Raw genomic sequence first — 24,370 nt, 5'->3', positions numbered from 1 at the left:
ATCCCTATAACCTCTCTAGTCACTGTAGGGTCAAGCCCTATATTGACGGCGGTTTCGCAAGAACCTCTTGTCCGCCATGTTCGTCATGCAGGCATCCCTCATGATGGCCCAGCGCCGCGAGCACCGAGCAGGATGCGATTTTTCCGGCTTCGCATGAAGACAGCATACGTTTGAGTTCCGTCTCAAGGGACTTGAGTTGCGCGATGCGGCGCTGAACCTCTCCAAGCTGGTGCCGGGCGATCTCATCGACGCGCTCGCAGTCCTGCCCAGGGTCGATCTGAAGCGCGATCAGTTCGCGGATCGTCTCGACCGGGAAACCGAGATCGCGGGCGTGCCGTATGAAGGCGAGCCGTTCGACCGCGTCTTCGGTATACAGACGCTGTCCAGACTCGCTGCGATCCGGTTCGTCCAGCAGGCCGATAGACTCGTAGTAGCGAATTGTCGTGACCAGCACGTCCGTCGCCTTCGCCAGTTTTCCAATCGTGAAGCGCATAATACATCCTTGACCCTACAGTCGCTGTAGACTGTAGACTCTCACCTCAGAAATTGGAAGAGCAGGTTTTACCCATGTCCAACTGTTGCGAGAGCAAGACCTTTGACGGCACATCCCGCGCCTACAGACGCGCGCTCTTTGCCGTCATCGCCATTAACGCCATCATGTTCGTTGTCGAAATCTCAGCCGGTTATCTCGCGCGTTCGCAGGCGCTGAAGGCAGACGCCCTCGACTTTGGCGGAGACGCGGCGACTTATGCGATTAGCCTTGCAGTCATCGGAATGAGCGCGTCCGTGCGCGCAAAGGCGTCCTTGTTCAAGGCAGGTTCCCTGGCGCTGATCGCGCTGTTTATCCTCGGCTCGACACTCGCCCGCATCTTTGCAGATGGTGCGCCGGAGACCGTCACGATGAGCCTCATTGGCGCCATGGCGCTTGTCGCAAATCTGGTGAGTGTGCTGATCCTGCTGCGCTGGCGCGACGGGGACAGCAATGTCCGCTCGGTCTGGCTCTGCTCGCGCAATGACGCGATCGGCAATGTCGGCGTGATCGGGGCTGCTGGGCTTGTCGCGCTGACCGGTTCGCCCTGGCCCGACCTTGTCGTCGCCGGCGTCCTCGCCGGGCTGTTCCTGCGCTCCTCCTGGACGATTACGCTTCAGGCGCTGGGCGAGCTGAAATCAACCCCCGAGAGCGAAGGCCGCTCTCTGGAGCCCGGGCGTTGAACCTTCGCATCCCGCCGGTCCTGCAACTTGCGGCTTTCGGCCTGGCCGCGTGGGCTGCAGCAAAGCTGTTACCCGGTCTGTCTTTCCGGATCGGAATGGTAGGCACTGTTGCCGTTGTAATGCTTGCGACCATTGGCGCAGCGATCCTGCTTGCGTCCCTTGGCGCATTCCGCAAGGCAGCAACAACTGTGAACCCCATCCATCCAGAGGCCGCATCGACTTTGGTTACCGGCGGGCTCTACCGCTACACCCGCAATCCAATGTATCTCGGCTTTGCAATACTACTTACTGCGGCCGCGTTTTCCTTCCAGAACTATGCCGCGGCGTTGATGCCGGCGCTGTTCATCATCTCCATGACAATCCTGCAGATAAAGCCTGAAGAGCGGGCTCTCCATGCGCGGTTCGGTCCAGCGTACGAAGTCTATCGCGATCAGACCCCTCGGTGGCTGTAACGACGTCGGGCGCGAGCCGCAACGGATCGCCAGAGCAAGGCTGGGGCAAAGCCCGAACCAAATGGTATTCTTGATTATACCCCACTGGGGTATTATTTGTTGCTAACACTAGCCCTCCTACCTGGAGAGATTGCCATGTCATCCGACCATACATCCCCCCACGGCCATTCATGCCATCATGAGCATGCCGCGCCGGACAAGCCGGACGGCGCGTACGACAATATCCCGGAGGGCTATTCCGGAACGGTCTGGACCTGTCCGATGCATCCGCAGGTCCGCGAAACCTCCAATACCGGCTGCCCGATCTGCGGCATGGCGCTGGAACCGGAAACGGTCACAGCCGAACAGGATACGAGCGAACTCGATGACATGACGCGCCGCTTCTGGGTGGCGCTCGTCTTTTCGGCGCCGCTGCTCGTCTATGTGATGGGTGAGATGATTCCCGGCAGCCCGCTCATGTACTGGGTCGGCCCGAAAGTGAGCGTCTGGATGCAGTTTGCGCTCGCCACGCCAGTCGTGCTCTGGGCCGGCCTGCCCTTCTTCCAGCGCGGCTGGCAATCGGTGAAGCGCAAGAGCCTCAATATGTTTACGCTGATCGCGATGGGCGTAGGGGTCGCTTATGTCTACTCGCTCGTCGCGACCATCGCGCCGGGCATATTCCCGGATTCCTTCAGGGGGCATGGCGGCAATGTTGCGGTCTATTATGAGGCGGCTGCGGTGATCGTGACGCTGGTCCTGCTTGGCCAGGTGCTGGAGCTGCGCGCCCGGAACGCGACCTCGGGCGCCATCCGCGCGCTGCTAGAGCTTGCCCCGCCGACGGCCCGGCGCATTGCCGAGGATGGCAGTGAGGAAGAGATCGACCTGGCCCATGTGACGGCCGGCGACCGGCTGCGCGTGCGGCCCGGCGAGAAGGTGCCCGTAGATGGTGAGGTGATCGAGGGCCATGGCACTGTCGATGAATCCATGGTGACCGGCGAACCTGTCCCCGTGGAAAAATCAGCGGGCGACCGCGTCACAGGCGGGACCGTCAACGGCACCGGCTCGCTCGTCATGCAGGCGACGCATGTCGGCGAGGACACGCTGCTCTCGCAGATCGTGCAGATGGTCGCGGCCGCGCAGCGCTCGCGTGCGCCGATCCAGCGGCTTGCCGATGTCGTCTCGTCGATCTTCGTGCCGGCGGTGATCGGCGTCGCCATTGTAACCTTCATCGTCTGGGCCTTGTTCGGACCGGATCCGGCGATGGCCTTTGCGATCGTGAATGCCGTCGCCGTGCTGATCATTGCGTGTCCGTGTGCGCTCGGCCTGGCGACGCCGATGTCCATCATGGTCGGCACGGGCAAGGGCGCCTCGAACGGCATCCTGATCAAGAATGCAGAGGCGCTGGAGACCTTCGAGAAGGTCGACACGGTGGTGGTCGACAAGACCGGCACGCTGACGCTTGGCCGTCCGGAGCTGATCCATGTGGATCCGGCAGACGGTTTCGATCAGGCGAAGCTGCTCGGCCTGGTCGCCGCCGTCGAACGCTCGAGCGAACACCCGCTGGCAGAAGCCATTGTGCGCGGGGCCGAAGCGAAGGATGCGCCGCGTAAGGAGGCGAACGACTTTGAGTCGGTCACCGGCGAAGGCGCGCACGCCTCCGTCGATGGCAAGACTGTCGCGATCGGCAATCGGAAGATGATGGACCGTATCGGCGGCTGGTCCGACACGCTCGGCGCAAGCGCCGACCAGTACCGCGCCGAGGGTCAGACCGTCATGTTCGTCGCCGTCGACGGAAAGCCTGCGGGCCTCGTCTCCGTCGCCGACCCGATCAAGGACACGACGCCGGAAGCCATCCGCCGCCTTCACGCCGAGGGCCTCAAGATCGTCATGCTGACGGGCGACAATGAAACCACTGCCCGCGCGGTCGCGGACAAGGTCGGCATCGACGCGGTTCATGCCGACGTCTCGCCCGAGGACAAGCACCGCATTGTGTCGGAACTGCAGCAGGCCGGCGCGCGCGTCGCCATGTGCGGCGACGGCATCAATGACGCCCCCGCGCTTGCCCAGGCCGATGTGGGCATCGCCATGGGGACCGGGACCGACGTCGCCATGGAAAGCGCCGGCGTGACGCTGGTGAAGGGCGACCTGATTGGCGTTGCCAAAGCCCGCGAGCTCAGCCACGCGACGATGAGGAACATTCGCCAGAACCTGTTCTTCGCCTTTATCTACAATGCGCTTGGCGTGCCGGTGGCGGCGGGTGTCCTGTACCCCTTCTTCGGACTGTTGCTCAGTCCTATGATTGCAGCGGGCGCCATGAGCCTCAGCTCTGTTTCCGTAATCGGAAACGCGCTGCGCCTGAGAACACTGAAACTTTGACCTGACGGAGAAATGACATGTCCAGAATCCTTTTCGCAGGCGCCGGCGGCATGCTGGTCATGGCAGCCGCTATTGTCGGATGGATGCTCTTTTCAACGCCGGCCCCGGCGAGTGCGCAGACAGTGACCGTTCACAAGACGCCTTGGTGCGGCTGCTGCACGGCCTGGATCGATCATCTTCGTGACAATGGCTTCGATGTCGTGGTCAAGGAAGAGGAAGACCTGAGGCCGGTGCGAGCACGCCTGGGCGTTCCGGATCCGCTGATGAGCTGCCATACAGGTGAAGTCGATGGCTATGCGGTCGAAGGTCATGTCCCGGCCCGCGAAATCCGTCGCCTCCTGAGCGAACGGCCCGAGGCGGACGGCCTGTCCGTGCCCGGCATGCCGCAAGGCTCCCCGGGCATGGAAACACCCAATCCGCCGGACCGTTATGACGTGCTTCTATTCTCCGGGGACAGCACCCGGACCTACGCGACTTATGAAGGTCCTACGCGACTGGCTAGTCCGGACGGCCAATGAGGTCCGGTCAGTACCGCAAGGGGTCACTCACCCTCGCCGGGACAGTCGCGATGGGGACCGGCGTCATGATTGGCGCCGGTATCTTCGCGCTCACCGGTCAGGTGGCGGAGTTCGCGGGTGACCTGTTTCCGCTCGCTTTCCTGCTCGCTGCCATCATCAGCGGGTTCAGCGCCTATTCCTATATCAAGGTCTCGAACAAGTATCCGAACGCCGGCGGCATCGCGATGATCCTGGAGCGCGCCTATGGCCCATCGACGGTGACGGGCGGAGCGGCGCTGCTCATGGCGTTCTCGATGATCATCAATGAGAGCCTGGTGGCGCGCACTTTCGGCACCTACACGCTGCAGCTCTTCGGAATTGAGGGCGGCGTCCTCGTGCCGCTGCTTGCCATCGGGCTGATCGTCATCGCCTTCGGTATCAACATTGCAGACAATGAGTTTATCAGTAGCGTCTCCAAGGTCACCGCCGTCCTGAAGATCGGGGGCATCCTCGCCTTTGCGCTGGTTGCCTTGTGGGCAGGCGGGTTCGCCTTCCGACCGGTGACCGACGGTTTCGCCAATACGACATCGGGAGGCGGCTTTTTCGCCGGAGTGGCCATCGCCATCCTTGCCTATAAGGGCTTTACCACCATCACCAATAGCGGTGACGAGGTGAAGCAGCCGGAGAAGAATGTCGGCCGGGCGATCATGATCTCGCTGGCTATCTGTACGGTCATCTACCTGCTCGTCTGCTATGCCGTCGGCTCAACGCTGACCGTGCCTGAAATCGTTGCGGCCAAGGACTATTCGCTGGCCGAAGCCGCCCGCCCGGCGCTCGGGGACTATGGGCTCTGGTTCACCGTGGCGATTGCCATCATCGCAACCGCCTCGGGGCTGCTGGCCAGCCTGTTCGCCGTGTCGCGCATGCTCGCCATGCTGACCGACATGCACCTCATCCCCCACCGCCATTTCGGTATGCCGGGCACGATCCAGAAACATACGCTGGTCTACACCGTGGTGGCAGCCGGCCTGCTCGCCGCCTTCTTCGATCTCAGCCGGATCGCCTCACTCGGCGCAATTTTCTATCTCGTCATGGACATGATCATCCACTGGGGCGTCTTCCGCCAACTCAGGCAAGATGTCGGAGCCGCGCCAGCGATACTGCTTTGCGCCATTCTGCTTGATGCGCTGGCGCTTTCGGCTTTTCTCATCCTGAAATGGCAGGCGGACCCCTCCATCATCATCATCGCACTCACAGGCATGCTGGCCATTTTTGCCTTCGAACGTTTCTTCCTGCAGCGAATGCGGGAAACCGCAGGCGGGCACCATTCTGGCCGTGGGTAATTAGGCAACCCATGGCTAATTACCCGAAAGTAATGCGGAACCCCGCCCCCTAATTTTCCGTTGGCCTCAGATACCCCATACCAGTATCCGGAGGATCAAATGGACATGAAGACCAGCTACTGGCGCTTTGCCGCCATGATCGCGACATCGACGGCCGTAATGCTCGGCCTGATGTATCTCAACACCTATGCGTGGGAGCATGTTCGCTGGAGCGAGACCCGCTTCTACATGGCCTTCATCATGGGCGCAGCGATGGCCGTGGTGATGCTGAGCTTTATGCTGGGGATGTATAAGAACAGCCGCATCAATCTCGGCATCTATGCCGGCGCGGCGATCGTCTTCGTGCTGGCCCTCTGGCTGGTGCGCAGCCAGGCCACGGTGGAAGACCGGTCCTACATGAAAGCGATGATCCCGCACCACTCCATTGCCATCATGACAAGTGAACGCGCCGGCATCGACGATGTGCGGGTGCGCGAACTTGCTGATGAGATCATCACGGCCCAGCGCCGGGAGATCAAGGAAATGGAATGGCTGATCTCCGACATCGCGGCGAACGGCTTGGCAGCTACGGAAAGCGCTGCTGAGGCCCGCCCGGTTCCACCTTTCGAAGGTACCCTCAACCCTGATGAAGCTGCTGGCGCGTCGGTCGCTGAGGACTAGCGCGTCTTCCATCTACAGTCAGACCCAATCGATCCCATAAAGGAGCCAACAGGATGCGACTCGAAAAGATCAAGACAGAAGGTCTTGCCCACCTCTCCTACTTCCTGAGCGCCGATGGTGAAGCGGCCGTCATCGACCCCCGCCGTGACATCGACCTCTATCTGGACCTCGCCCGCGAGGAAGGCGCCGTCATCAGGCACGTCTTCGAAACCCACCGCAATGAGGATCTTCTCTCAGGCGCCCCTGTCCTGAAGGAGGAGACCGGCGCGCAGGTCTGGCATGGGCCGAACCCGGAGAAACCGGTCCAGTATGCAGCCGAGACAAGAGAAGGCGACACGTTCGAGATCGGCGGTGCCCTCCTGAAGGTGCTGGAAACGCCCGGCCATACCGACGACAGCCTGTCCTATGTTCTCTACGACAGGAGCTTCGAGGACGGGCCTGTGGGCGTATTCACGGGCGATGCCCTGTTCATCGGTGATGTCGGCCGGACCGACTTCTATCCCGATCGCAAACGCGAAGTCGCCGGCCTTCTCTATGACAGCCTGAAAAAGCTGACGGGACTTGGCGAGCAGTGCCTGGTCTATCCCGCACACGGGGCCGGGTCGGTCTGCGGCTCTGGCATGGCCGACCGGGAGTTCTCATCCATCGGGCACGAAAAGCGCAACAATCCGCGCCTGCAGATCGAAGACCGCGAGGCCTTCATCGACGCCAAGGTGGCCGAGAACCATTATATTCCGCCGTATTTCCGGCGCATGGAAGAAGGCAACATTGAAGGCACCGAAGCCGCTCCGCCTGCGCCCATGCCGGCTTCCCCCGCCCAGCTGCTCGACCCGGGCGATGCGGTCTGCCTTGATGTTCGCGGCATTTTCGATTTTGCCGGCGGTCACCGCACGGGCGCCCTCTGTATCCCGCACGACATGCTGGCCGCGTTTGCCGGCTGGCTGCTGCCCGCTGACAAGCCGGTGCTGCTGGTCACCCGCGATGAAGACCAGGCCATCGAGGCGGCCACGACGCTTCAGAGGATCGGCTTCGACAATGTGAGCGGATTTGTCGGCGGGGCCATGCCACTGGCGGTCAAGAACGGCCCGCTCGAGGTACTCGACTTCGTCGATACGGAAACGGTCGCCGCACGCGTGGACAATCCGCCGGCTGGCTGGACCCTGCTCGATGTCCGGTCCCTCGATGAGTATGAAAGCGGCCACATCAAGAACAGCATGCACGCCTATGCCGGCAAGCTGCCCGGCGCCGCCAATGACCTCGACCCGGACAAGCCGGTTACAGTCATGTGCGGCAGTGGCGCCCGCGCCACAATTGCTGCCTCGCAGCTCATGCGGAGCGGCTTTTCCCGAGTCGATGTCTATATCGGATCAATGAAAGCGTGGACTGAGGCTAATATGCACACCATCCACTGATGGAGACTCGCTTTTGCCGAAAATCGCACTAACTATAATACCCGGTATGGGGTATATTCGATGAAAACGGAGACGAAGGACGCCGCGATAAGAAGACTGGCCCGGATCGAGGGCCAAGTGCGCGGCATATCAAAGATGGTAGCCGAAGACCGGTACTGCATTGATGTGATCCGCCAAGTTCAGGCGGTCAAAGCCGCTCTGGTTGGCCTGGAAACGGTAGTTCTCAACGATCACATCAACACATGCGTCGATCAGGCCCTTACCTCAAGCAGCGTCGAGGATCGCCGCGAAAAAGTTGAAGAGCTGGTCGCTGTACTTGGAGGCCGCAAGAAATGACGTTTTCTACGGGCTGCTCGCAAGCAAATGTCAAGAGCTACAATCTAGGCTGCTTTTGATGACACTCTGGACACGCCTTGTGATGATCGCTGCTGCCGCCTTCCTGGCGGGGCAGCCAGTCATGGCATGTCCAATGATGTTGGGCGATGACGAGGTATGGTCCGTATCTGAAAGTCAGATCCATCCTTGCCCCGAAATGGCGCCTGCTCCTGCCATGGATCATGGGCCAGGGAAGCGTTCTTCCTCCTCAGACTGTCCTGCTGGTTTTGACTGTCCGCCTATGCTGATGCAGGCGCAAGCCGATGCTAACCCACCGGTTACGATCGGGCATCCCGACCAGGTGTTCGTGGCTGTCGCAAATGAGGCGCCCGTCACCTTCCCTCCCGAAAGATCGATTCTCAAAACTGGTCCTCCCGAGACTCCCGATCTCCCGCCCCTCACGCCTATAAGCTTGAAACAGCGTCTCCTGAATTGAGAGCGATGATCTGAGGCTGCCTGAGCCGCCCATGATCGTCGTGCTTTCACTGTCAGGAAAACCTGTTTTATCATGCCTACCACAATCAGAATTTTGCAAGCTGCAGCGCTTGTAGCCATCACGCTTCTGCCAGCGGCCCACGCCCAGAGCTTCGACGAGCTCGAAATCCGTCTCGCAGACCATCCAACTCTGTCAGCTCTTGGATATGACGCCGAAGCGAGCCGGGAACGCGCCCGCGCTGCAACGGCCCTGCCCGATCCTGTTGTCTCCATCGGGATCAACAATTTCCCCATCTATGATCCGTCCTTCACAAGCTATCTGCCGACCAACAAAGCGATTGGTGTCCGCCAGCAATTTCCTAGCCTCGCTGGTCGCGAAGCCCGCGCCGGCGAAGCGCGCGCCATATCCTTGCAGACAGATGCCGCCCGCGACGCCCGGTTCGCAATATTGCGGGCTGAACTCATCGCACTTCTGGCAGAGAAGCAGCGTATCGAGTCGCAACGCATTCTGGCCGACGCCCGCGACGCCAAATATGACGAGCTGACCGGGGTCGTCGAGGCTGAAATCGATGCAGGCCGCCCCGCGGTCTATCGTTTGGCCGAAATCGAAGGCGAGCGCGCCGAAGTTTCAAGAACGCTCGTCGATCTCGAACGGCAGGATGCAGAAATCGATGCCCAGCTTATGGATCTTGTTGGGCTTGTGCCAAATACGCCCATCCCGCCGCTTCAAATGAAGGAATGGTCAGGCGCGGCACTCGATTTCTATGCAGTGCGCGTCGCTGATGCTGCTGTCAGGGTGACTGAGTTCGGCATCGATGAAGCGAGGTCGGAATGGAAACCAGAATGGGGCGCGCAACTCACTTATCAGCAGCGCGATGCCGGCCAGACCTTTGCGGGCGATGACTGGGTGTCCGGCACAATTACTTTTACAGTCCCGCTCTGGGCAAAACAGAAGCAGGAGCCGCGCCTTCGCGCAGCCCGAGCCGAGAGGGCTGGTGCCGAACAACGCTACCAGGCCGCTGCTCGAAGTGCCTTCGCCCGCTACACATCCTTGGCAGCAGCGATCAAATCCTCCGAGACCAGTCTCGACATTCTTGAGAGAGAGATTGGTGCCGTCGAAGACGAGATCGATGCACAGCTCAATATCTATGAATCAGGCGTCGGCGGATATGCGCCCATCATTGATGGCGAGATCGCCGTTCTCAAACTCCGCGCTCAGATCGAAACCGAAAAAGCCCTCAAGGCTGCCTCGATCGCGCGCCTCAACGCGCTTCTGGTGACCTCATGAGACATGTTTATCTGTTCATCGCCATCACACTTGGCGGCCTTGCACTCGGCGGATGCGGTGCCCCCACCGCGCGCCAGACGGCCATCCCCGAAGCGGCAGTCGAGGAGCAGCAATACACTTGCCCGATGCATCCTCACTACATCTCTACAGATCCGAATGGCACTTGCCCGATCTGCGGGATGGACCTTGTACCAGCCGATAAACAGGAAAGTAGTGCCAGCGGCGAGCGCGAAACCCTCTACTACAAGCATCCGATGGGTAAGCCGGATACCTCGCCCGTTCCGAAGAAAGATTCCATGGGTATGGATTACATCCCCGTTTACGCCGGCGAGGCTGGAGCCGGCGTCACGGTGTCACCCGAAATGATCCAGACCATGGGCATCCGGACAGCGCCCGCACAGGTTCGCGATTTCAGCCGCGTGCTGAGAGCCTTTGGAACGGTCGAGGCCAATGAGCGACTGGAATACGCGACGGTCTCAAGACTAGAAGGCTGGATCGATAATCTGGCGGTCAATGCCGAAGGTGACTCGGTCAGGCCGGGTAGCCTGCTGTATCGGGTCTACAGCCCTGACCTCATTGCAGCGCAAAAGGACTATCTGAACTCAATCGACATCGGGAACGAGACGCGTATTTCAGCGGTCCGCCAACGCCTGCAGTCGCTTGGCATGCAGGAGGCTGCCATCAGGCAGCTGAAAGAGTCCGGAAAGGTAATTGAACGCGTGCCTGTCTATGCAGAGGCGGGCGGTACGGTGGCCGACCTTCAGGTGCGCGATGGCGACTACGTCAAACCGGGCACACCCATCCTCCGCCTGCAGTCCTATTCGGGCGTCTGGATCATTGCATCCATACCGGAAAGCGACCTTCCATTGGTGGACACTGGTGTTCCAGTCCGTCTTAGTTTTCCCAGTGCGCCGGAAGCGCCTGACGAGGGCCGGATAGATTATATTTATCCGACGATAGACCCGAAGACGCGAACAGCTGATGTCCGGATAGAAGTCGACAATGCCTCAGGCTATCTGCGCCCTGGCGCGTATGCCGATATTAGGCTCAATGTCGGAGGCCAGCCACGCCTGTCTGTCCCCAGCGAAGCCATACTCGTTGGAAGCGAAGGCGCCCGCGTCATCATTGCGGAGGGCGATGGCAGGTTCTCTGGACGCGCTGTAAAAGCCGGCGTTTCCTCCAATGGCCGCACAGAGATCCTCGAAGGTCTTCAGCGCGGCGAAATGGTGGTTGCAAGCGGACAGTTCCTGCTCGATAGCGAAGCCAATCTGAGGGAAGGCCTGTCCAAGCTTGAAGCTCCGGCGGACACACTGACAGACCCGGATGCGCCGCTTTCCGAAATTCCGGTCAATGCGCAAACCCTCGCCGAAATCGACCATTTCACGGACATGGCGCTCTACTTCCATGAAGCACTGACCGACGGCTATGAAATTGATCCCCTCTTCGTAGAGCCGGCGATCGGTCTCGCCGCGAAGTTGAGGCCGCAATATGCGAATACCAGGCTGGAGCCAATTATCGATAGCTCCGAGGATGCGCTACAGAGTGCCCAGGAGGCAGACGACACCGAAGAGCTTCGTATCGCACTCTCCCGCCTCATGCAGGCGCTACGTCCCTGGCTGCTGGAGGGGGCACCAAGCCATTACCGGGATGCCGGGCTGTCGCTCTACCGGGATGAAGCCAGCGGCCATTATTGGCTGGAGCAAGGCAACTCGCCCAGCAATCCTTACGGCGGTGAAACGGCGGAACTGATCAATTGGCCAGACCCGATGGCGGCCATGTCGATGAATTCTGAAAGCGACAATTCTGCCGACGCGCAGAAGCCGCAGGGCCGGGACCGCTGATATGACAGAGCTGGAAAGAGACGAACTCGCCGGGCGCGATCCTTCCAAGTCATGGGTCGCCAAGCTGATTTCCTGGTCTGTGTCCAATCAGCTCATCGTGCTGATGCTGGCCGCCACACTCGCTGTAACCGGATGGATGGCAGTGCAGCGTACGCCGTTAGATGCCGTACCAGATCTCACCGATACCCAGGTCATCATCCGCACTGACTTTCCCGGTCAGAGCCCTCAGATCGTTGAGGATCTCGTCACCTATCCCCTGTCGACCAACCTGCTCGGTCTGCCGCGAACGAAGGACGTGCGCGGCTCGTCCATGTTTGGCACCAGCTTCGTCTACGTCATTTTCGACGACGATGTAGATCTCTACTGGGCTCGGTCGCGGGTGCTCGAGGCCCTGTCCAGGCTTGGTTCAGAGCTTCCGGAAGGCGCCGTGCCTCAAATCGGGCCGGATGCGACGGGCGTGGGCTGGGTCTATCAATACGCCCTTGTCGACAAGACTGGAAACACTGACCTCGCCGAACTGCGGTCACTGCAGGACTGGTTTCTGAAACTCGAACTCGCAGGCGTTGAGGGGGTCGCAGAAGTCGCATCTGTCGGAGGCTTCGTGCGTGAGTACCAGATCCTCATCGACCCAAATCGCCTACGCAGCTACGACCTCTCAATCGCCCGCATCCGCGATGCCGTTCGCGCGGCATCGAGCGAGGTCGGCGGCCGGGTCCTCGAACAGGGTGAGACAGAGTTCGTGATCCGTTCATCGGGTTATGTCGATGAGAAACCCGACCTCGAACAGGTCGTCGTTAAGGCCGAGGATGGCACACCCGTTCAACTCAGTGATGTCGCCCGGATTGTGGAAGGCCCGGCCCTGCGCCGCGGTATCGTCGAGTTAAACGGCGAAGGCGAGACGGTGTCTGGCATTGTCGTGATGCGTGACGGCGAAAACGCCCTGACCGTCATCAAAGCGGTGAAAGAAAAGCTGGCAAGCCTGCAGCGCGGACTGCCCGAAGGGGTCGAAATTGTCACCGTCTATGATCGCGCTCCACTCATCGAAGGGTCTGTCGACTATCTCACCCACAAGCTCATCGAGGAAGGTATCGCGGTTGCGCTCGTCATCCTCATCTTCCTGCTCCATGTGCGCTCATCGCTTGTGGCGATCATTACGCTGCCGCTTGGTGTTCTGGGCGCGTTTCTCATCATGTCGTGGCAGGGCGTCACCGCAAACATCATGTCGCTTGGAGGCATCGCCATCGCGATTGGGGCGATGGTCGATGCCTCGATTGTTCTCGTCGAGAATGCAAGCCGGAAACTGGCTGATCTCGGGGGCAAACCCCACCCGAAAGCTCGCCGTCAGGCTCTGGAGGAGGCTGCCCGGGAAGTCGGCCCTGGCATCTTCTTCTCGCTCCTGATCATCACTGTTTCTTTCCTGCCAGTCTTTGCGCTCACAGGGCAAAGTTTCAGGCTGTTCAGCCCGCTCGCTTACACAAAAACCTACGCCATGGCTTTCGCGGCGATCCTGTCGGTGACCCTCGTTCCGGTCCTGATGCTCTATCTGATGCGGGGTCGGTTTCGCCGCGAGGAAGCCAATCCGGTCAATGCCTTCTTCGTCTGGGCTTACATGCCTGTTCTACACATCGCCTTGCGCTTCAAGTGGATAACCATTGCGATCGCCCTCGCGCTTACCGCAAGCGTTATTGTACCCATTCAACGCATTGGTTCCGAATTCATGCCGGCCCTCTACGAAGGCGAACTGCTGTATATGCCAACCACCCTGCCCGGCGTGTCGGCGACCAAGATGCGAGAGATTCTCGGACAGACAAATCGGGTTATTCAGACGGTCCCGGAAGTGGACCGGGTCTTCGGCAAGGCAGGCCGGGCCGATACCGCAACGGACCCGGCGCCGCTGACCATGATCGAGACCTGGATCAAACTGAAGCCAAAGGAAGAATGGCGGCCAGGGATTAACGTCGATGACATCACCGATGAACTCGATGCGAAACTGCAAATGCCAGGGCTCGTCAATTCTTGGGGCTATCCGATCAAGATCCGGATGGACATGGTTTCAACAGGGGTCAGAACCCCGATCGGCGTCAAAGTCACGGGCGACGACCTGACAGAGATCGAGGCCATCGCCCGCGAGATCGAGGCGGCGGTCTCAAACGTACCCGGAACCAGATCTGCATTCGCCGATCGCGTGATGGGCGGGAAATATCTCGAAATCACGCCCGACCGAAGTGAACTCGCGAGACGCAACATCGACATGGCTGCCTTTCAGTCGGTCGTCCAGACTGCACTCGGCGGCATGGCGCTCAGCCAGTCGGTTGAAGGCCGTGAGCGCTATGACATCATGCTGCGATACGACCGTCCCTTCCGCGACAGCGCCGATGATCTTGAAGAGATACTCGTCCCAACACCTTCAGGCGCGCACATACCGCTCAGTGAGCTCGCAGACATCTCCTACATGGAGGGCCCGCCAATGATCCGCTCGGAGAATGCCCGCCTGACCGGCTGGGTATTCATCGACATCGCGGACCGGGACATCGGAAGCTATGTAGCAGAAGCACAGCAGGTGATCGCCGAGACTATAGAGCTTCCAGCCGGATATGCCGTCGAGTTCTCCGGTCAGTTCGAGCAGATGCAGGAGGCGAATAAGCGCCTGCAGATCGCCATCCCCGCCGCAATCGCCCTGATATTCCTGCTCCTCATGCTGCACTTCGGCCGGCTGGATCGAACTCTGATCATCATGGCAAGCCTGCCTTTTGGTCTGATTGGAGGCATGTGGGCGGTCTGGCTTGCCGGTTACAACCTGTCGGTTGCCGTAGCCGTTGGCTTTATCGCGCTCGGTGGCATTGCCGTCGAAACAGCCGTGGTCATGCTTCTCTACATCGATAGCGAGGTTCGCAGGACACGCCCGCAAAACCGGGAAGAGCTGCTGGCTGCCGTCAGCAGGGGCGCCGCAATGCGTGTCCGCCCGAAGTTGATGACCGTCACAACTATATTTGCCGGTCTTGCGCCGATCTTTCTGACGGATGGTCTGGGATCCGATGTGATGCGCCGGATCGCTCTGCCGATGCTCGGCGGCATGGCATCAACCCTGCTCCTCACACTGGTCGTGATTCCGGCCATCTACTACATCCGCGTCGGGCTTCAGCTTGCAGCGCGAAACGAGCGCCGTGCTCATCCAACATACCTACAAAACGAAGGAGAAAAATCGTGAAGAGTTTCGTCCCCCTCTTAGCTTCAACAGTGTTAGCTGTGGCCACTGCTGCGTGTGAACCCGCCGATACACAAGGTTCGCAGCCAGAGACGCAGACTATGCCCATGGATATGGACGATGCAGCCCAGATGCCCGCTCATAGTCCAAGAGGAATGAACCAGGACATAGGCCGTGCAATGGGCAACATCGTATCGATCGATTCAGACGGCGGCTCCGTCACGATTGATCACGGACCGTTTGAAGGTATTGGCATGGGAGCCATGACCATGAATTTCGCCCTGATGGGCGAAGCGGACCTGGTAGGCTTTTCCGAAGGGGACCGGGTGTCCTTCGAAGTCAAACGTGGCCGCGATGGCTCCTATCGGATCATGAACATCTGTAATGCCGACGAGAGCGATACCGATTGCTTCGCTGACTAAGTCAAGAGCTCATTAGCCCAAGAGCTACTTCCAACCTCATCGTCGTCACAAAGTCCGTTTGAAACCTTCCTTACTGTGCGCCGATTTCACACTGGGTATTACAAAGTGCCGTCGGGTTTAGCGATTTTATCGGCCTCTAATTCGTTAAGTAAGCTCTTCTTGCACATCCGGTAGCTGATCTTGCGCGGTGACTCGGCTGCTTTGATGCGGGACGAGCCTGGAATTTGTCCGCACGTCTCCACTAGTGCTGATCTTTGGTCCTCCGAAAGCGGCGCAAATGGACCGCCGTTTGCGCAGGCACCAAGCAGCAGAATCGATGCGAGGCCGGTCATTAGCTTCTGCATTCTTAAGCCCCTTAGAGTCGCTTCTGCAACTGTCCCGATCATGGCACGACATTGATGGTGAATGGCACGCTGGCTTCTTCGCCGTTTGCCCTGGTCTGCAGGAACAGGCGATGGGGGCCGGGCGTCTCGAATGTGGTCTCGAATTGAAGATCAGGTCCGCTACGCGAGTTCGTCCCGTGCGGATGCGCGCCGGTTGGGTGCGCATGGATCATCTGCGTGGCACTCTGATTGAAACCGACGAGATGCCCGAAAGAGTCCATGAGCGGCTCGAGGGCCTCGAATGGCGCTCCATCAGCCTCTGACACGGATACGGTGAGTGTGACCGGCTGACCCGCCTGGATGTCGCCAGGAAGGTTCAATGCGTATTGCAGGTCGCCCTCAGTGGCGGTCAGGAGGGCGTCGGCCGCCAGATCGGGAGCATCCTCTTCGCCGATGATGAGCGCATCAGAAAGTACGACTTCGCCAGCCGCTGCGTCTTCCTCATCATCATGATGGTGATGGTCATCCTTGTGGTCGTGGCCGTGCGCGTCTTCGCCAGTTGCGAGGGCATAGCGGGTCCAGACGCGATAAGTACGTGCGTATTCCGGCGTGAAGGTAATATCGAAATTGCCATCCGCGCCAGGTGCCGGGTGGAGGCGGATAAAGTCTTCCAGTCCTTCATCAACGATAATGACGTGCAGCTTTTCCCCGTGCGTCGCCGTCATGTCGTCAGCCGTGACCGCTTGCCCATCGGGTCCATTGAGGATCAGAGAGACGGTGAGTGGCTCGCCTGCGGCTGGCATCTGCGTCAGTGAGAACCCCAAAGTCGGTTCGCCCGTGCTGGCAGCGTGCTGATGTTCGCCAGCACCGTCCCCGCGCTCGTGTCCATGATCATCGCCTTCATGAGCGTGATCATCTTTGCCATCACGTGCGTGATCGTCACCTTCATGCTCGTGGGCTTCACCATTCTCGTGCGCGTGACCATGATCGTCATCGTCCGCCTGTCCTTGTGAGCATCCAGCAGCGGCAAGAGCAAGAACACCGAGCGACGCGAGAAGCGCCTGGCGCGAGGAAGAAGCGAGTTTCATTGGTATCTCCAGACGTGTTCAGTAATCGGTTGCTTGTGTCTATTCAGCCGGTTGCGGGACAGCGGCATCCTCATCAACGGGTCCGTGCCGCGCATGGCGTTCGCCAAAGCGCGCATAGAGCGCGGGCAGGACGATCATGTTGAGTATGGTCGAGGTTGTCAGGCCGCACAGGATCACCATCGCCATGGGCGACTGGATTTCGCTTCCCGGCTCGCCTGCGCGAAGTGCTAACGGCACGAGCGCAAGTGCTGTAGCAAGCGCCGTCATGAGGATCGGCACCAGCCGCTCCATCGCCCCCTGGCGGACGGCAGACAGAAAGTCAGGCACTTTGCCGGAATCGACCAGATGCCGGATATGGGCAACGAGCATCACGCCGTTCCGCGTTGCGATCCCGAAAAGCGTAATAAAGCCAATGATCGAGGCGACCGACAGCACACCACCTGAGAGGTAGACTCCCGCGACGCCGCCAATGAGCGCGAGCGGCAGGTTCACCATGACGAGTGTCGCATCGCGCGCGGAGTTGAACGCCATATAAAGCAGGACGAACACCCCGATCACAACACCGATCGAGAGGATTGTCAGCCGGCTCGTCGCCGCATTGGCGCTTTCGAACTGGCCGCCATACTCGACATAATAGCCAGAGGGCAGATCGACCTGGTTCTCAATGTTTTCGCGAATATCGTTCACCGTGCTCAGCAGGTCGCGGCCTGCCACATTGGCCATGATGACAATCTTCCTTGCCCCATTTTCGCGGCTGATCGTGTTCGGCCCACGGTCCCGGCGAATGTCGGCGAGGGCTTTCAGGGGAACCTCGGCACCCGTGGGCGTAACGAAGCGGGTTTCGCGCACGGCATCAAGGTTCGCCTTGGCGTTGTGGTCATAGCGCACGACAAGATCGAAGGCGGCGCTTCCCTCCAGCACACGGCTCACTTCAGCGCCCGCAAAGGCCGCTTCAATCATCTCGGAGACTTCGCCCGTCGTCAGGCCGTACTGACCAATGACCTGGCGCTGAAAGTCGACCGTCAGTGTCGGCACGTCGGCTTGCTGTTCGACAGAGAGATCGACAACGCCCGGCACATCTTCCATTGAGGCGCGGATGGTTTCTGCCTGACGGCGAAGCTCGTACAGGTCCTCACCGAACAGCTTCACCGCAATATTGGCCCGCGTCCCCGACAACATATGGTCGATCCGGTGCGAGATCGGCTGTCCAATCGTGATGTTCATGCCTGGAACGCTGGTGAACGACGCTCTGAGGTCTTCAAGGAACCGTTCCTTCGAACGGTCGCCCATTCGGAGCGCCACTTCGATCTCCGACGCGCTCACCGCCTGGGCGTGCTCGTCCAGCTCGGCGCGGCCCGTACGGCGGACGGTCGAGACCACTTCCGGTTGCTCAAGAATGATCTGCTCGACCAGCTGGCCGAGTTCATCGGACTGCGACAGCGACGTGCCTGGCAGGGTGACGGCACTGACCGTCAGACTGCCTTCATTGAAGTCTGGCAGGAAGGAGCGACCGGCCATGCCGAGGAAAGCCGTGGCGGCAATCAATCCACCAATGGAGAACGCACTCAGGATCTTCCAGCGTTGCACCGTGCCAGCAAGCACCGGACCATAGGCTTCCTTCACCTTGCGAGACAACCATGGATCGTGGGCCGCTTTTACGCCGCCATCCTTCGGCATAAGGATCGCCGACAAAGCCGGCGTAACCGTTACGGCGACCAGCAGAGACGCTGCAAGAGCGATCACGTAAGCGAGGCCAAGCGGCTGCAACAGGCGGCCTTCGACGCCCGACAGGAAGAAGAGCGGCAGGAAGACGAGCATTATGATCAGCGTCGCGAATACAATTGACCCCTGAATCTCTCGCGTGGCTTCGGCGACCACAGGCAGGATCGCGCGGCGTTCTCCATTCGCCCGGTTCTCGCGAAGGCGTCTGGTGACGTTCTCGACAACAATGATCGCGTCATCGACAAGCGCACCGAGCGCGATGGCCATGCCGCCGAGCGTCATGGTGTTTATGCTCGCACCCATAGCCTGAAGGATCAGGATTGTGACCACCAGCGAAAGCGGAATAGCTAGCAGCGAGATCAGTGTTGCTCGCCAGCTCATCAGGAACGCAAACACAATCACGATAACCAGGATCGCTCCATCACGCAGGGCATGCGCCACATTTTCGACGGCGACCGAGATGAAGTTGGACTGACGGAATGTGTTGGTCTCGATCCGCATGCCTTCCGGAAGGCTCGCTTCTGTCTCAGCAAGAACGCGGTCGATTTCTTCGGTGAGACTAAGCGTGTTTGTATCTGGCTGCTTCTGGATGCCGAGCACGACGGCATCTTCCCCGTTGTGCGAGCCGGTGCCGCGTTTCAGAGCCGGACCAATTTCGACGGTGGCCACGTCTCTCACGAGCACAGACACACCGTTGCGAACAGCAACAGACGTCGCTGCAATATCGTCAACGCGTTCGGCGCGGCCGATGCCGGTGATGAGGTATTCCTGCCCGCCCTGATCAACGAAGCCGGCAGACGAATTCTGGTTCGTCGTGCTGACGGCTTCGGTTACTTCCTCAAGCGTGAGGCCGTAGGCAGACAGGCGCGCAGGATCGACAGTGACCTGATACTGCTTCGTATCCCCACCAATTGGAATGACCTGGGCTACACCCGGGACGGCGAGCAGCCGGCGGCGCAGCGTCCAGTCCGCAGCGGTCTTCAGCTCCATGGCATCATGCCGGTCCGACTTCAGCGCGATGAACATGATCTCGCCCATGATCGAGGACACAGGCGCGAGAACCGGCGGGGGCACGTCTGGTGGCAGGCTGTCCTGCACCAGTTGGAGCTTCTCGGAGACAATCTGGCGGGCGCGATAAATGTCGGTGCCCCACTCGAAATCGACCCAGACAATGGCACTACCGACTGAAGTGGATGACCGCACGCGGCGCACGCCTGATGAGCCATTGAGCGCCGTCTCCACAGGGAATGTGATCAGCGTTTCGACTTCTTCCGGCGCCATGCCGTGGGCTTCTGCGACGACAGCGACTGTCGGCGCTGTCAGGTCGGGGAACACATCGACGGGCATACGCATCGTCTGATAAGCGCCCCAGACCAGGAGGCCGGCGGCGGCAATCAGCACGAACAGCCGATGGGTGAGCGAAGCCTTGACGGTTTGGGTAATCATGGGCTCGTCCTAGTGCGCGTGGCCGTGACCGGCTTCGGCAGGCCCCGAAGCGGCGAGATGTACGAGATACGCGCCGCGCGATACCACGCGATCGCCGACCTCAAGACCAGACGAAATCCCAACCCGATCGCCATCACGAAGCGCGATGCGAACAACCCTGCGTTCCCAGTTTTCGCCATCCGCCATGACGTAAACCACATCCTGACCCGCATCATCGACGATGGCCGACGCTGGGATGACAGGGCCGAGGAAGACATCGCCCGTTCGCACACCTGCAGTGACGGACGCGCCGGCTCTCAATGTTTCGCCTGGATTGTCGAATTCGAAGGTGACAGGTGCTGTGCGAGTGACAGGGTCGATGCTGGCACGGGCTGAGACCAGACGCCCATTCAGCTCATCGAGATCACGGACCATGTCCGATCCGGCGATGCGAAACCAGGCGCCCTTCGGCGTCCCGATGGACGCCATGTCGGCCTCGGCGACCCGGGCAACAAGGCGGAGCGTCTCGTCATTGACGATATGGAACAGAGCTTCTCCTGACGTCGCATAGGCACCTGGCGTGACGTTCACTTCGACCACGCCTCCATCGATGGGCGCGCGGACTGAAACGCCGCCCGATCCACCTGCAGCATTTGCCCTGCTACGAGCTGCATTGAAGCGGGCTTCAGCTTGGCGCTCGGCCGCGCGGGCTTCATCGACACGCCGCTGAGGCACTGCTCCATCTTCAAGCAGACCTTCGACGCGCTGGGTTTCTGATTGCGCCGCTTCCAGCGCCGCCTCCGCGCTTTCCAGCTCGGCATAAAGCGATGCACGGTCGAGATCGCCGCCGAGGCGCGGCGTGATCCGCACGAGCACATCGCCCTCTTCCACGATTTGTCCAAGTTCTGGAAAGCCGCCCTGCGGCGCGCTCACCAGTCCGTCTGCTGGCGCAGCCACACGAGCCTCGGCGTTGGGTGAAACCGTAAGACTACCGGGCGCCGTCACGGAACGTGACAAGGACCGTTCGAGTACAGGCGCGGTCGCAAAATCGACCTTCCACTGCTGCTCTTTCAAGAAGGGAACGAGCGTCTCGCCCTCCTCCTCTTCTGGAAGAGATGCGTCGGCTTCACTGGCAGTTGTGTAGACCTGATATTCACCGAGGTCGTGAATGGATACGAGATCACCGCTCCGCAGCTCGACCGTGACGCGCCGCAGCGTCGCATGGCGCGGCACTGCGACGGGGCGGAATATGCCGGCTGTAGCGGATGGCTCAGCCCGGAAGACTTCCTCGGCGGCCCCGCCACCAGTGAGCCTGACGATGGCCTCACCTGTGCTCACAGGTTCGAAGGAGTCGAGACGGGTGAAATGCGCCGCAAAGGGCGACTCCCGGCCGACGGCGAAAGGCGGAAACTCGACAAACAGCTCTGCCGTGTCAGTGAAGTCCGTAACGACTACACCCCCTCCATGGCCGTGGCCATGATCGTCACCTTCGCCATGACCGCCATGATCATCATGCGCATGATCGCCGCCATCGGCGTGGTCGTGACCTTGATCCTGGCTCGCACCACAGGCGCAGAGGCCGAAAGTCAGCAGCGCTGCAGCAAGAATATTCAGACGGCTCATTGGTCAGTCTCCGGGAGAAGTTCGGCAAGGTCGAGAGCGGCCTTGCGGGCATTGTGTTTCAGGGCGATGGTTCGAAGTTCGGCCTCTCGAGCTGATTGCAGGGCATCGATGACTTCGAAAACGGCTATTTCACCGCCATTGAACGAAGCGAGCGCGATCTCGCGCAGCTCCGTCGCCGATGACAGAGCGCCCGCTTCATAGCGCGTTGCAGCTTCTGTCAGCGTTTCCAGCCGGTTGCGAAGGGATGCCACTTCTGAAGCGAGGCGCATCTCTGTCAGACGCAAGCGTGCTTCGGCTTCACTCACATCAGCGGTGCGGGCGCGGTAATCGCCCTGGTTCCGGTCAAACAGCGGAAGCGGCACGCTCAAGCTGAACAATATGCCTGTTGAATCCGAAAGCCCTTCAGTCTGGCGCACGCCAGCACCCACGGTTACGTCCGGGACGTACTTGGAGGCCGACTGCCTACGCCACCTGGCACTTTCGGCTTGGGCTTCCAGCGCGTCGATCACTGGCGAACGGACCGCGTCAAAGTTTGCCTGCGGCAGGTCTGCCGGCAGAAGGTCATCTGTGAGGATAACACTGCCTGAAAGTGGTTCGCTTCCGATCAGCGCGGCCAGATATTGCTCTGCCGAGTACGTATCAGTCTCGGCTTCTGTCAGCGCAATACCGGCAGCCAGCGCTTCCTGGCGGACACGCTCCACGTCATAACGGGCAGCGTCGCCAGCCTGCTCGCGGCGTGTCGTCTGGGCCAGAAGCTCATCAACTTCCTGCCCATACCGCTGGGCGACCGCCAGCTGCTCACGCGCGGCGAGCAAGTCGAAATAACGCCGCCTGGCCTCCACGCCCAGCATCGCGGTTTCTGCCAGCGAATTGAAGCGGGCTGCCCTGATATCGGCTTCAGCACCGCGCTGGTTGAGCGAACGACGGCCTGAGAAATCGAAGGTTTGCTCAAGCGTCAGAATTGTCTCGGCGCCGTCGCCACCAAAACCATCAGCCCCCTCGCGCGCTCGCCACCGGATTCGGAAGCGTGCGAGCCGTCTGCAAATTGCCCTCAGCCCGCTCAATTGGTGCCTCCAATAACTGTGCCGCCTCGGGCCGCTCTGTTGCAAGGCGCGCAGCCTCATCTGCCGAAAGCGTCTGTGCCGCAGCGGGCAATCCCAGAAGAAAGACTAAGGGAAATATAAAAAGCCGATTTAGGGTCGGTTTTTTGGTCGCAAGAAGAGATTTGAATTCGGTCATGGGCCGTCAGTGATTGTGAGAAAGAAACAGGGATTCGAGCTCGTGATGGATCGGCTCTGAAATGATGAAGAGCGAAAGCGCAGACACAACAACGGTCAGTGCGAAGCCGGTTGCGCTTAGCCTTGGCTTCAGAAAGTGCGGTGCGAGCAAGGCCCTCGCCCGCAATTCGATATCTGCAGCGCCGAACGCCCTGCACGCCTCCGGAGTCTCGCGCCCAAAAACCTGCTTCAGACGCTCGACGGCCAGCAGCGTTTCAGCTGTGCGGATCGCCCCATGCGTCTTTGCTGCAGTCGCATCGCAGGCTTGCTCCTGAGCCAGCTCCAGCTCACGCAGGAACAGGCTTTGCGGCCACGGCAGATGGCCGACGCTAAGAAGGTTTGCCAGCAGCCGCACCAGACCGTCGCGGCGCTCGGCATGAGCACTTTCGTGGGCCTTGACGACGGCAATCTGCTCAGCCTCCAACGCCCTCACAAGGCCATCGCTGACATAGGTTTCGGATCGCAGCAGGCCTGCCGAAACGGCGACCGGCTTACGAGTCTGAAGAACACGCGTACCATCGGAGGCCGGTTTCGAGGCAAGGCGCAAAAGGCGCTGGCTCTGACTTGAGCGACTGACGAGATCGAACAGCGACAGGCCGAGCCAAACGAGGATCGCGCCAAGACTGCCCCCGCCAAGGGCTGTGAGGAGCAAGGTTTCTTCGGCGCGTGCATGCGAGACGCAGGCCGCGCTATCGGTATGACAATGATGACTGACCAGATCGAACGGCAGAGCGTGCGTCGAGAAAGCGACCAGCACAGCAATAACAATCCCCGAGAAGATCGGCACTGCCAACAAGCCTAAAAGGACTGTTGCTCTCACGCCCGGCGAGAACCAGCGAAGCAGGCGCACCAGCAACGGTGCGGCCAAAGCCAGAAGCAGGCTGGCCGCCAGTGCGATAATGATCCCGCACAAGACGGCGATCCAGAAGTCGGCGAGCGCGATCATGCCGTCTTGTCCTTCGCCTGTCGCGCATCGCGGACAAGTTGCTCAAGGGCTTCCAGCGTTTCTGCGCTTGCGGTTGCCGTAATGCCCGCAAAAGCGGCGAGCAGGCCATCATTACTCTTGGCTCGAAAACGTCCAAGCGCCTCATCGACCAGCCGCGCCATCACAGCTTCGCGTGTCTCCGCAGGCGAATAGACGTAAGCATGGGAAACCTTGCCGCGCAAAAGAAGCCCCTTGCGATGTAGCCGCTCCAGTGTCGACTGCACCGTGGAAAGCGAAATACCGCGCGCCTCGCCAATCTGATGATGAAGCGCACGCGCATCGGTTTCGCCGCGAGACCAGATGGCCTCAAGCGTCGCGACTTCCAGATCCCCAAGCTTCAAAGGCGTCGGCACGCAAACTCTCCGGTTTCATCTGCAGACCTAGTGCTAGCCGATAAAAAACCGATTAACAATCGGTCTTTCATTTGCGA

At 60.2% G+C, this 24,370-nt stretch carries 21 protein-coding genes; 13 read left to right on the top strand and 8 right to left on the bottom strand.

Going from position 1 to position 24,370, the window contains the following annotated elements:
* Positions 1–37 precede the first annotated feature (37 nt).
* Complete coding sequence (locus HF955_RS08415; protein ID WP_291079103.1) at positions 38–493, bottom strand: helix-turn-helix domain-containing protein; 456 nt, start codon at positions 491–493, stop codon at positions 38–40.
* Between the two features lie 74 nt (positions 494–567).
* Between HF955_RS08415 and HF955_RS08410 the strand changes: the two genes are divergently transcribed.
* The 12 genes from HF955_RS08410 (at position 568) to HF955_RS08355 (ending at position 15,497) form a co-directional block, all read left to right on the top strand.
* Positions 568–1,212: a cation transporter gene (locus HF955_RS08410; RefSeq protein ID WP_291079102.1), complete on the top strand. Its 645-nt coding sequence runs from the start codon at positions 568–570 to the stop codon at positions 1,210–1,212.
* Positions 1,209–1,664, top strand: a complete 456-nt coding sequence (locus tag HF955_RS08405) for an isoprenylcysteine carboxylmethyltransferase family protein (protein ID WP_291079101.1) — start codon at positions 1,209–1,211, stop codon at positions 1,662–1,664. The genes HF955_RS08410 and HF955_RS08405 overlap by 4 nt, the downstream gene beginning before the upstream one ends.
* 135 nt (positions 1,665–1,799) lie before the next feature.
* Positions 1,800–4,019, top strand: coding sequence for a copper-translocating P-type ATPase (locus HF955_RS08400; RefSeq protein ID WP_291079100.1), 2,220 nt, complete (start codon positions 1,800–1,802; stop codon positions 4,017–4,019).
* A gap of 17 nt (positions 4,020–4,036) precedes the next feature.
* Positions 4,037–4,537, top strand: coding sequence for a DUF411 domain-containing protein (locus HF955_RS08395; protein WP_291079099.1), 501 nt, complete (start codon positions 4,037–4,039; stop codon positions 4,535–4,537).
* Positions 4,534–5,859, top strand: a complete 1,326-nt coding sequence (locus HF955_RS08390) for an APC family permease (RefSeq protein WP_291079098.1) — start codon at positions 4,534–4,536, stop codon at positions 5,857–5,859. The genes HF955_RS08395 and HF955_RS08390 overlap by 4 nt, the downstream gene beginning before the upstream one ends.
* A 99-nt stretch (positions 5,860–5,958) precedes the next feature.
* Entirely contained in the window at positions 5,959–6,519 is a 561-nt protein-coding gene (locus HF955_RS08385; protein WP_291079097.1) for a DUF305 domain-containing protein, read from the top strand.
* A gap of 53 nt (positions 6,520–6,572) precedes the next feature.
* Positions 6,573–7,931, top strand: a complete 1,359-nt coding sequence (locus HF955_RS08380; RefSeq protein ID WP_291079096.1) for a rhodanese-like domain-containing protein — start codon at positions 6,573–6,575, stop codon at positions 7,929–7,931.
* 60 nt (positions 7,932–7,991) lie between these two features.
* Positions 7,992–8,267 (top strand): metal-sensitive transcriptional regulator, encoded by a 276-nt coding sequence (locus HF955_RS08375; protein WP_291079095.1) that lies wholly within the window; start codon positions 7,992–7,994, stop codon positions 8,265–8,267.
* Between the two features lie 547 nt (positions 8,268–8,814).
* Positions 8,815–10,029, top strand: coding sequence for a TolC family protein (locus HF955_RS08370; RefSeq protein ID WP_291079094.1), 1,215 nt, complete (start codon positions 8,815–8,817; stop codon positions 10,027–10,029).
* Positions 10,026–11,870: an efflux RND transporter periplasmic adaptor subunit gene (locus HF955_RS08365; RefSeq protein ID WP_291079093.1), complete on the top strand. Its 1,845-nt coding sequence runs from the start codon at positions 10,026–10,028 to the stop codon at positions 11,868–11,870. Before HF955_RS08370 ends, HF955_RS08365 begins: the two co-directional genes overlap by 4 nt.
* 1 nt (position 11,871) lies before the next feature.
* Positions 11,872–15,078, top strand: coding sequence for a CusA/CzcA family heavy metal efflux RND transporter (locus HF955_RS08360; RefSeq protein ID WP_291079092.1), 3,207 nt, complete (start codon positions 11,872–11,874; stop codon positions 15,076–15,078).
* Positions 15,079–15,230: 152 nt separating this feature from the next.
* Complete coding sequence (locus HF955_RS08355) at positions 15,231–15,497, top strand: copper-binding protein (protein WP_291079091.1); 267 nt, start codon at positions 15,231–15,233, stop codon at positions 15,495–15,497.
* A gap of 98 nt (positions 15,498–15,595) precedes the next feature.
* Here the strand turns inward: HF955_RS08355 and HF955_RS08350 are convergent, their stop codons facing one another.
* Both HF955_RS08350 and HF955_RS08345 read right to left on the bottom strand, forming a co-directional pair.
* Entirely contained in the window at positions 15,596–15,841 is a 246-nt protein-coding gene (locus HF955_RS08350) for a hypothetical protein (RefSeq protein WP_291079090.1), read from the bottom strand.
* A 38-nt stretch (positions 15,842–15,879) separates the two neighbouring features.
* Positions 15,880–16,644 carry a hypothetical protein gene (locus HF955_RS08345; RefSeq protein WP_291079089.1) on the bottom strand — a complete coding sequence of 255 codons (765 nt, stop codon included), beginning with the start codon at positions 16,642–16,644 and terminating at the stop codon, positions 15,880–15,882.
* 30 nt (positions 16,645–16,674) lie between these two features.
* Between HF955_RS08345 and HF955_RS08340 the strand changes: the two genes are divergently transcribed.
* The gene (locus HF955_RS08340) at positions 16,675–16,833 is read left to right on the top strand and encodes a hypothetical protein (protein ID WP_291079088.1); all 159 of its coding nucleotides are present in this window, start codon (positions 16,675–16,677) and stop codon (positions 16,831–16,833) included.
* Positions 16,834–16,947: 114 nt separating this feature from the next.
* On the opposite strand, the gene HF955_RS08335 is transcribed toward HF955_RS08340, so the two are convergent.
* The 5 genes from HF955_RS08335 to HF955_RS08315 form a co-directional block, all read right to left on the bottom strand.
* Complete coding sequence (locus tag HF955_RS08335; protein WP_291079087.1) at positions 16,948–20,076, bottom strand: efflux RND transporter permease subunit; 3,129 nt, start codon at positions 20,074–20,076, stop codon at positions 16,948–16,950.
* Positions 20,077–20,085: 9 nt separating this feature from the next.
* Entirely contained in the window at positions 20,086–21,678 is a 1,593-nt protein-coding gene (locus tag HF955_RS08330) for an efflux RND transporter periplasmic adaptor subunit (RefSeq protein ID WP_291079086.1), read from the bottom strand.
* Positions 21,675–22,742: a TolC family protein gene (locus HF955_RS08325; RefSeq protein WP_291079085.1), complete on the bottom strand. Its 1,068-nt coding sequence runs from the start codon at positions 22,740–22,742 to the stop codon at positions 21,675–21,677. Before HF955_RS08325 ends, HF955_RS08330 begins: the two co-directional genes overlap by 4 nt.
* A gap of 181 nt (positions 22,743–22,923) precedes the next feature.
* The gene (locus HF955_RS08320; RefSeq protein ID WP_291079084.1) at positions 22,924–23,901 is read right to left on the bottom strand and encodes a M56 family metallopeptidase; all 978 of its coding nucleotides are present in this window, start codon (positions 23,899–23,901) and stop codon (positions 22,924–22,926) included.
* Positions 23,898–24,293: a BlaI/MecI/CopY family transcriptional regulator gene (locus HF955_RS08315; RefSeq protein WP_291079083.1), complete on the bottom strand. Its 396-nt coding sequence runs from the start codon at positions 24,291–24,293 to the stop codon at positions 23,898–23,900. Before HF955_RS08315 ends, HF955_RS08320 begins: the two co-directional genes overlap by 4 nt.
* Positions 24,294–24,370: the final 77 nt, after the last annotated feature.

The organism is Hyphomonas sp. (genome assembly GCF_017792385.1).
Lineage (GTDB): Bacteria > Pseudomonadota > Alphaproteobacteria > Caulobacterales > Hyphomonadaceae > Hyphomonas.
The sequence above is the reverse complement of the archived record's forward strand: the minus strand, read 5'-3'. Positions and strand labels throughout refer to the sequence as shown.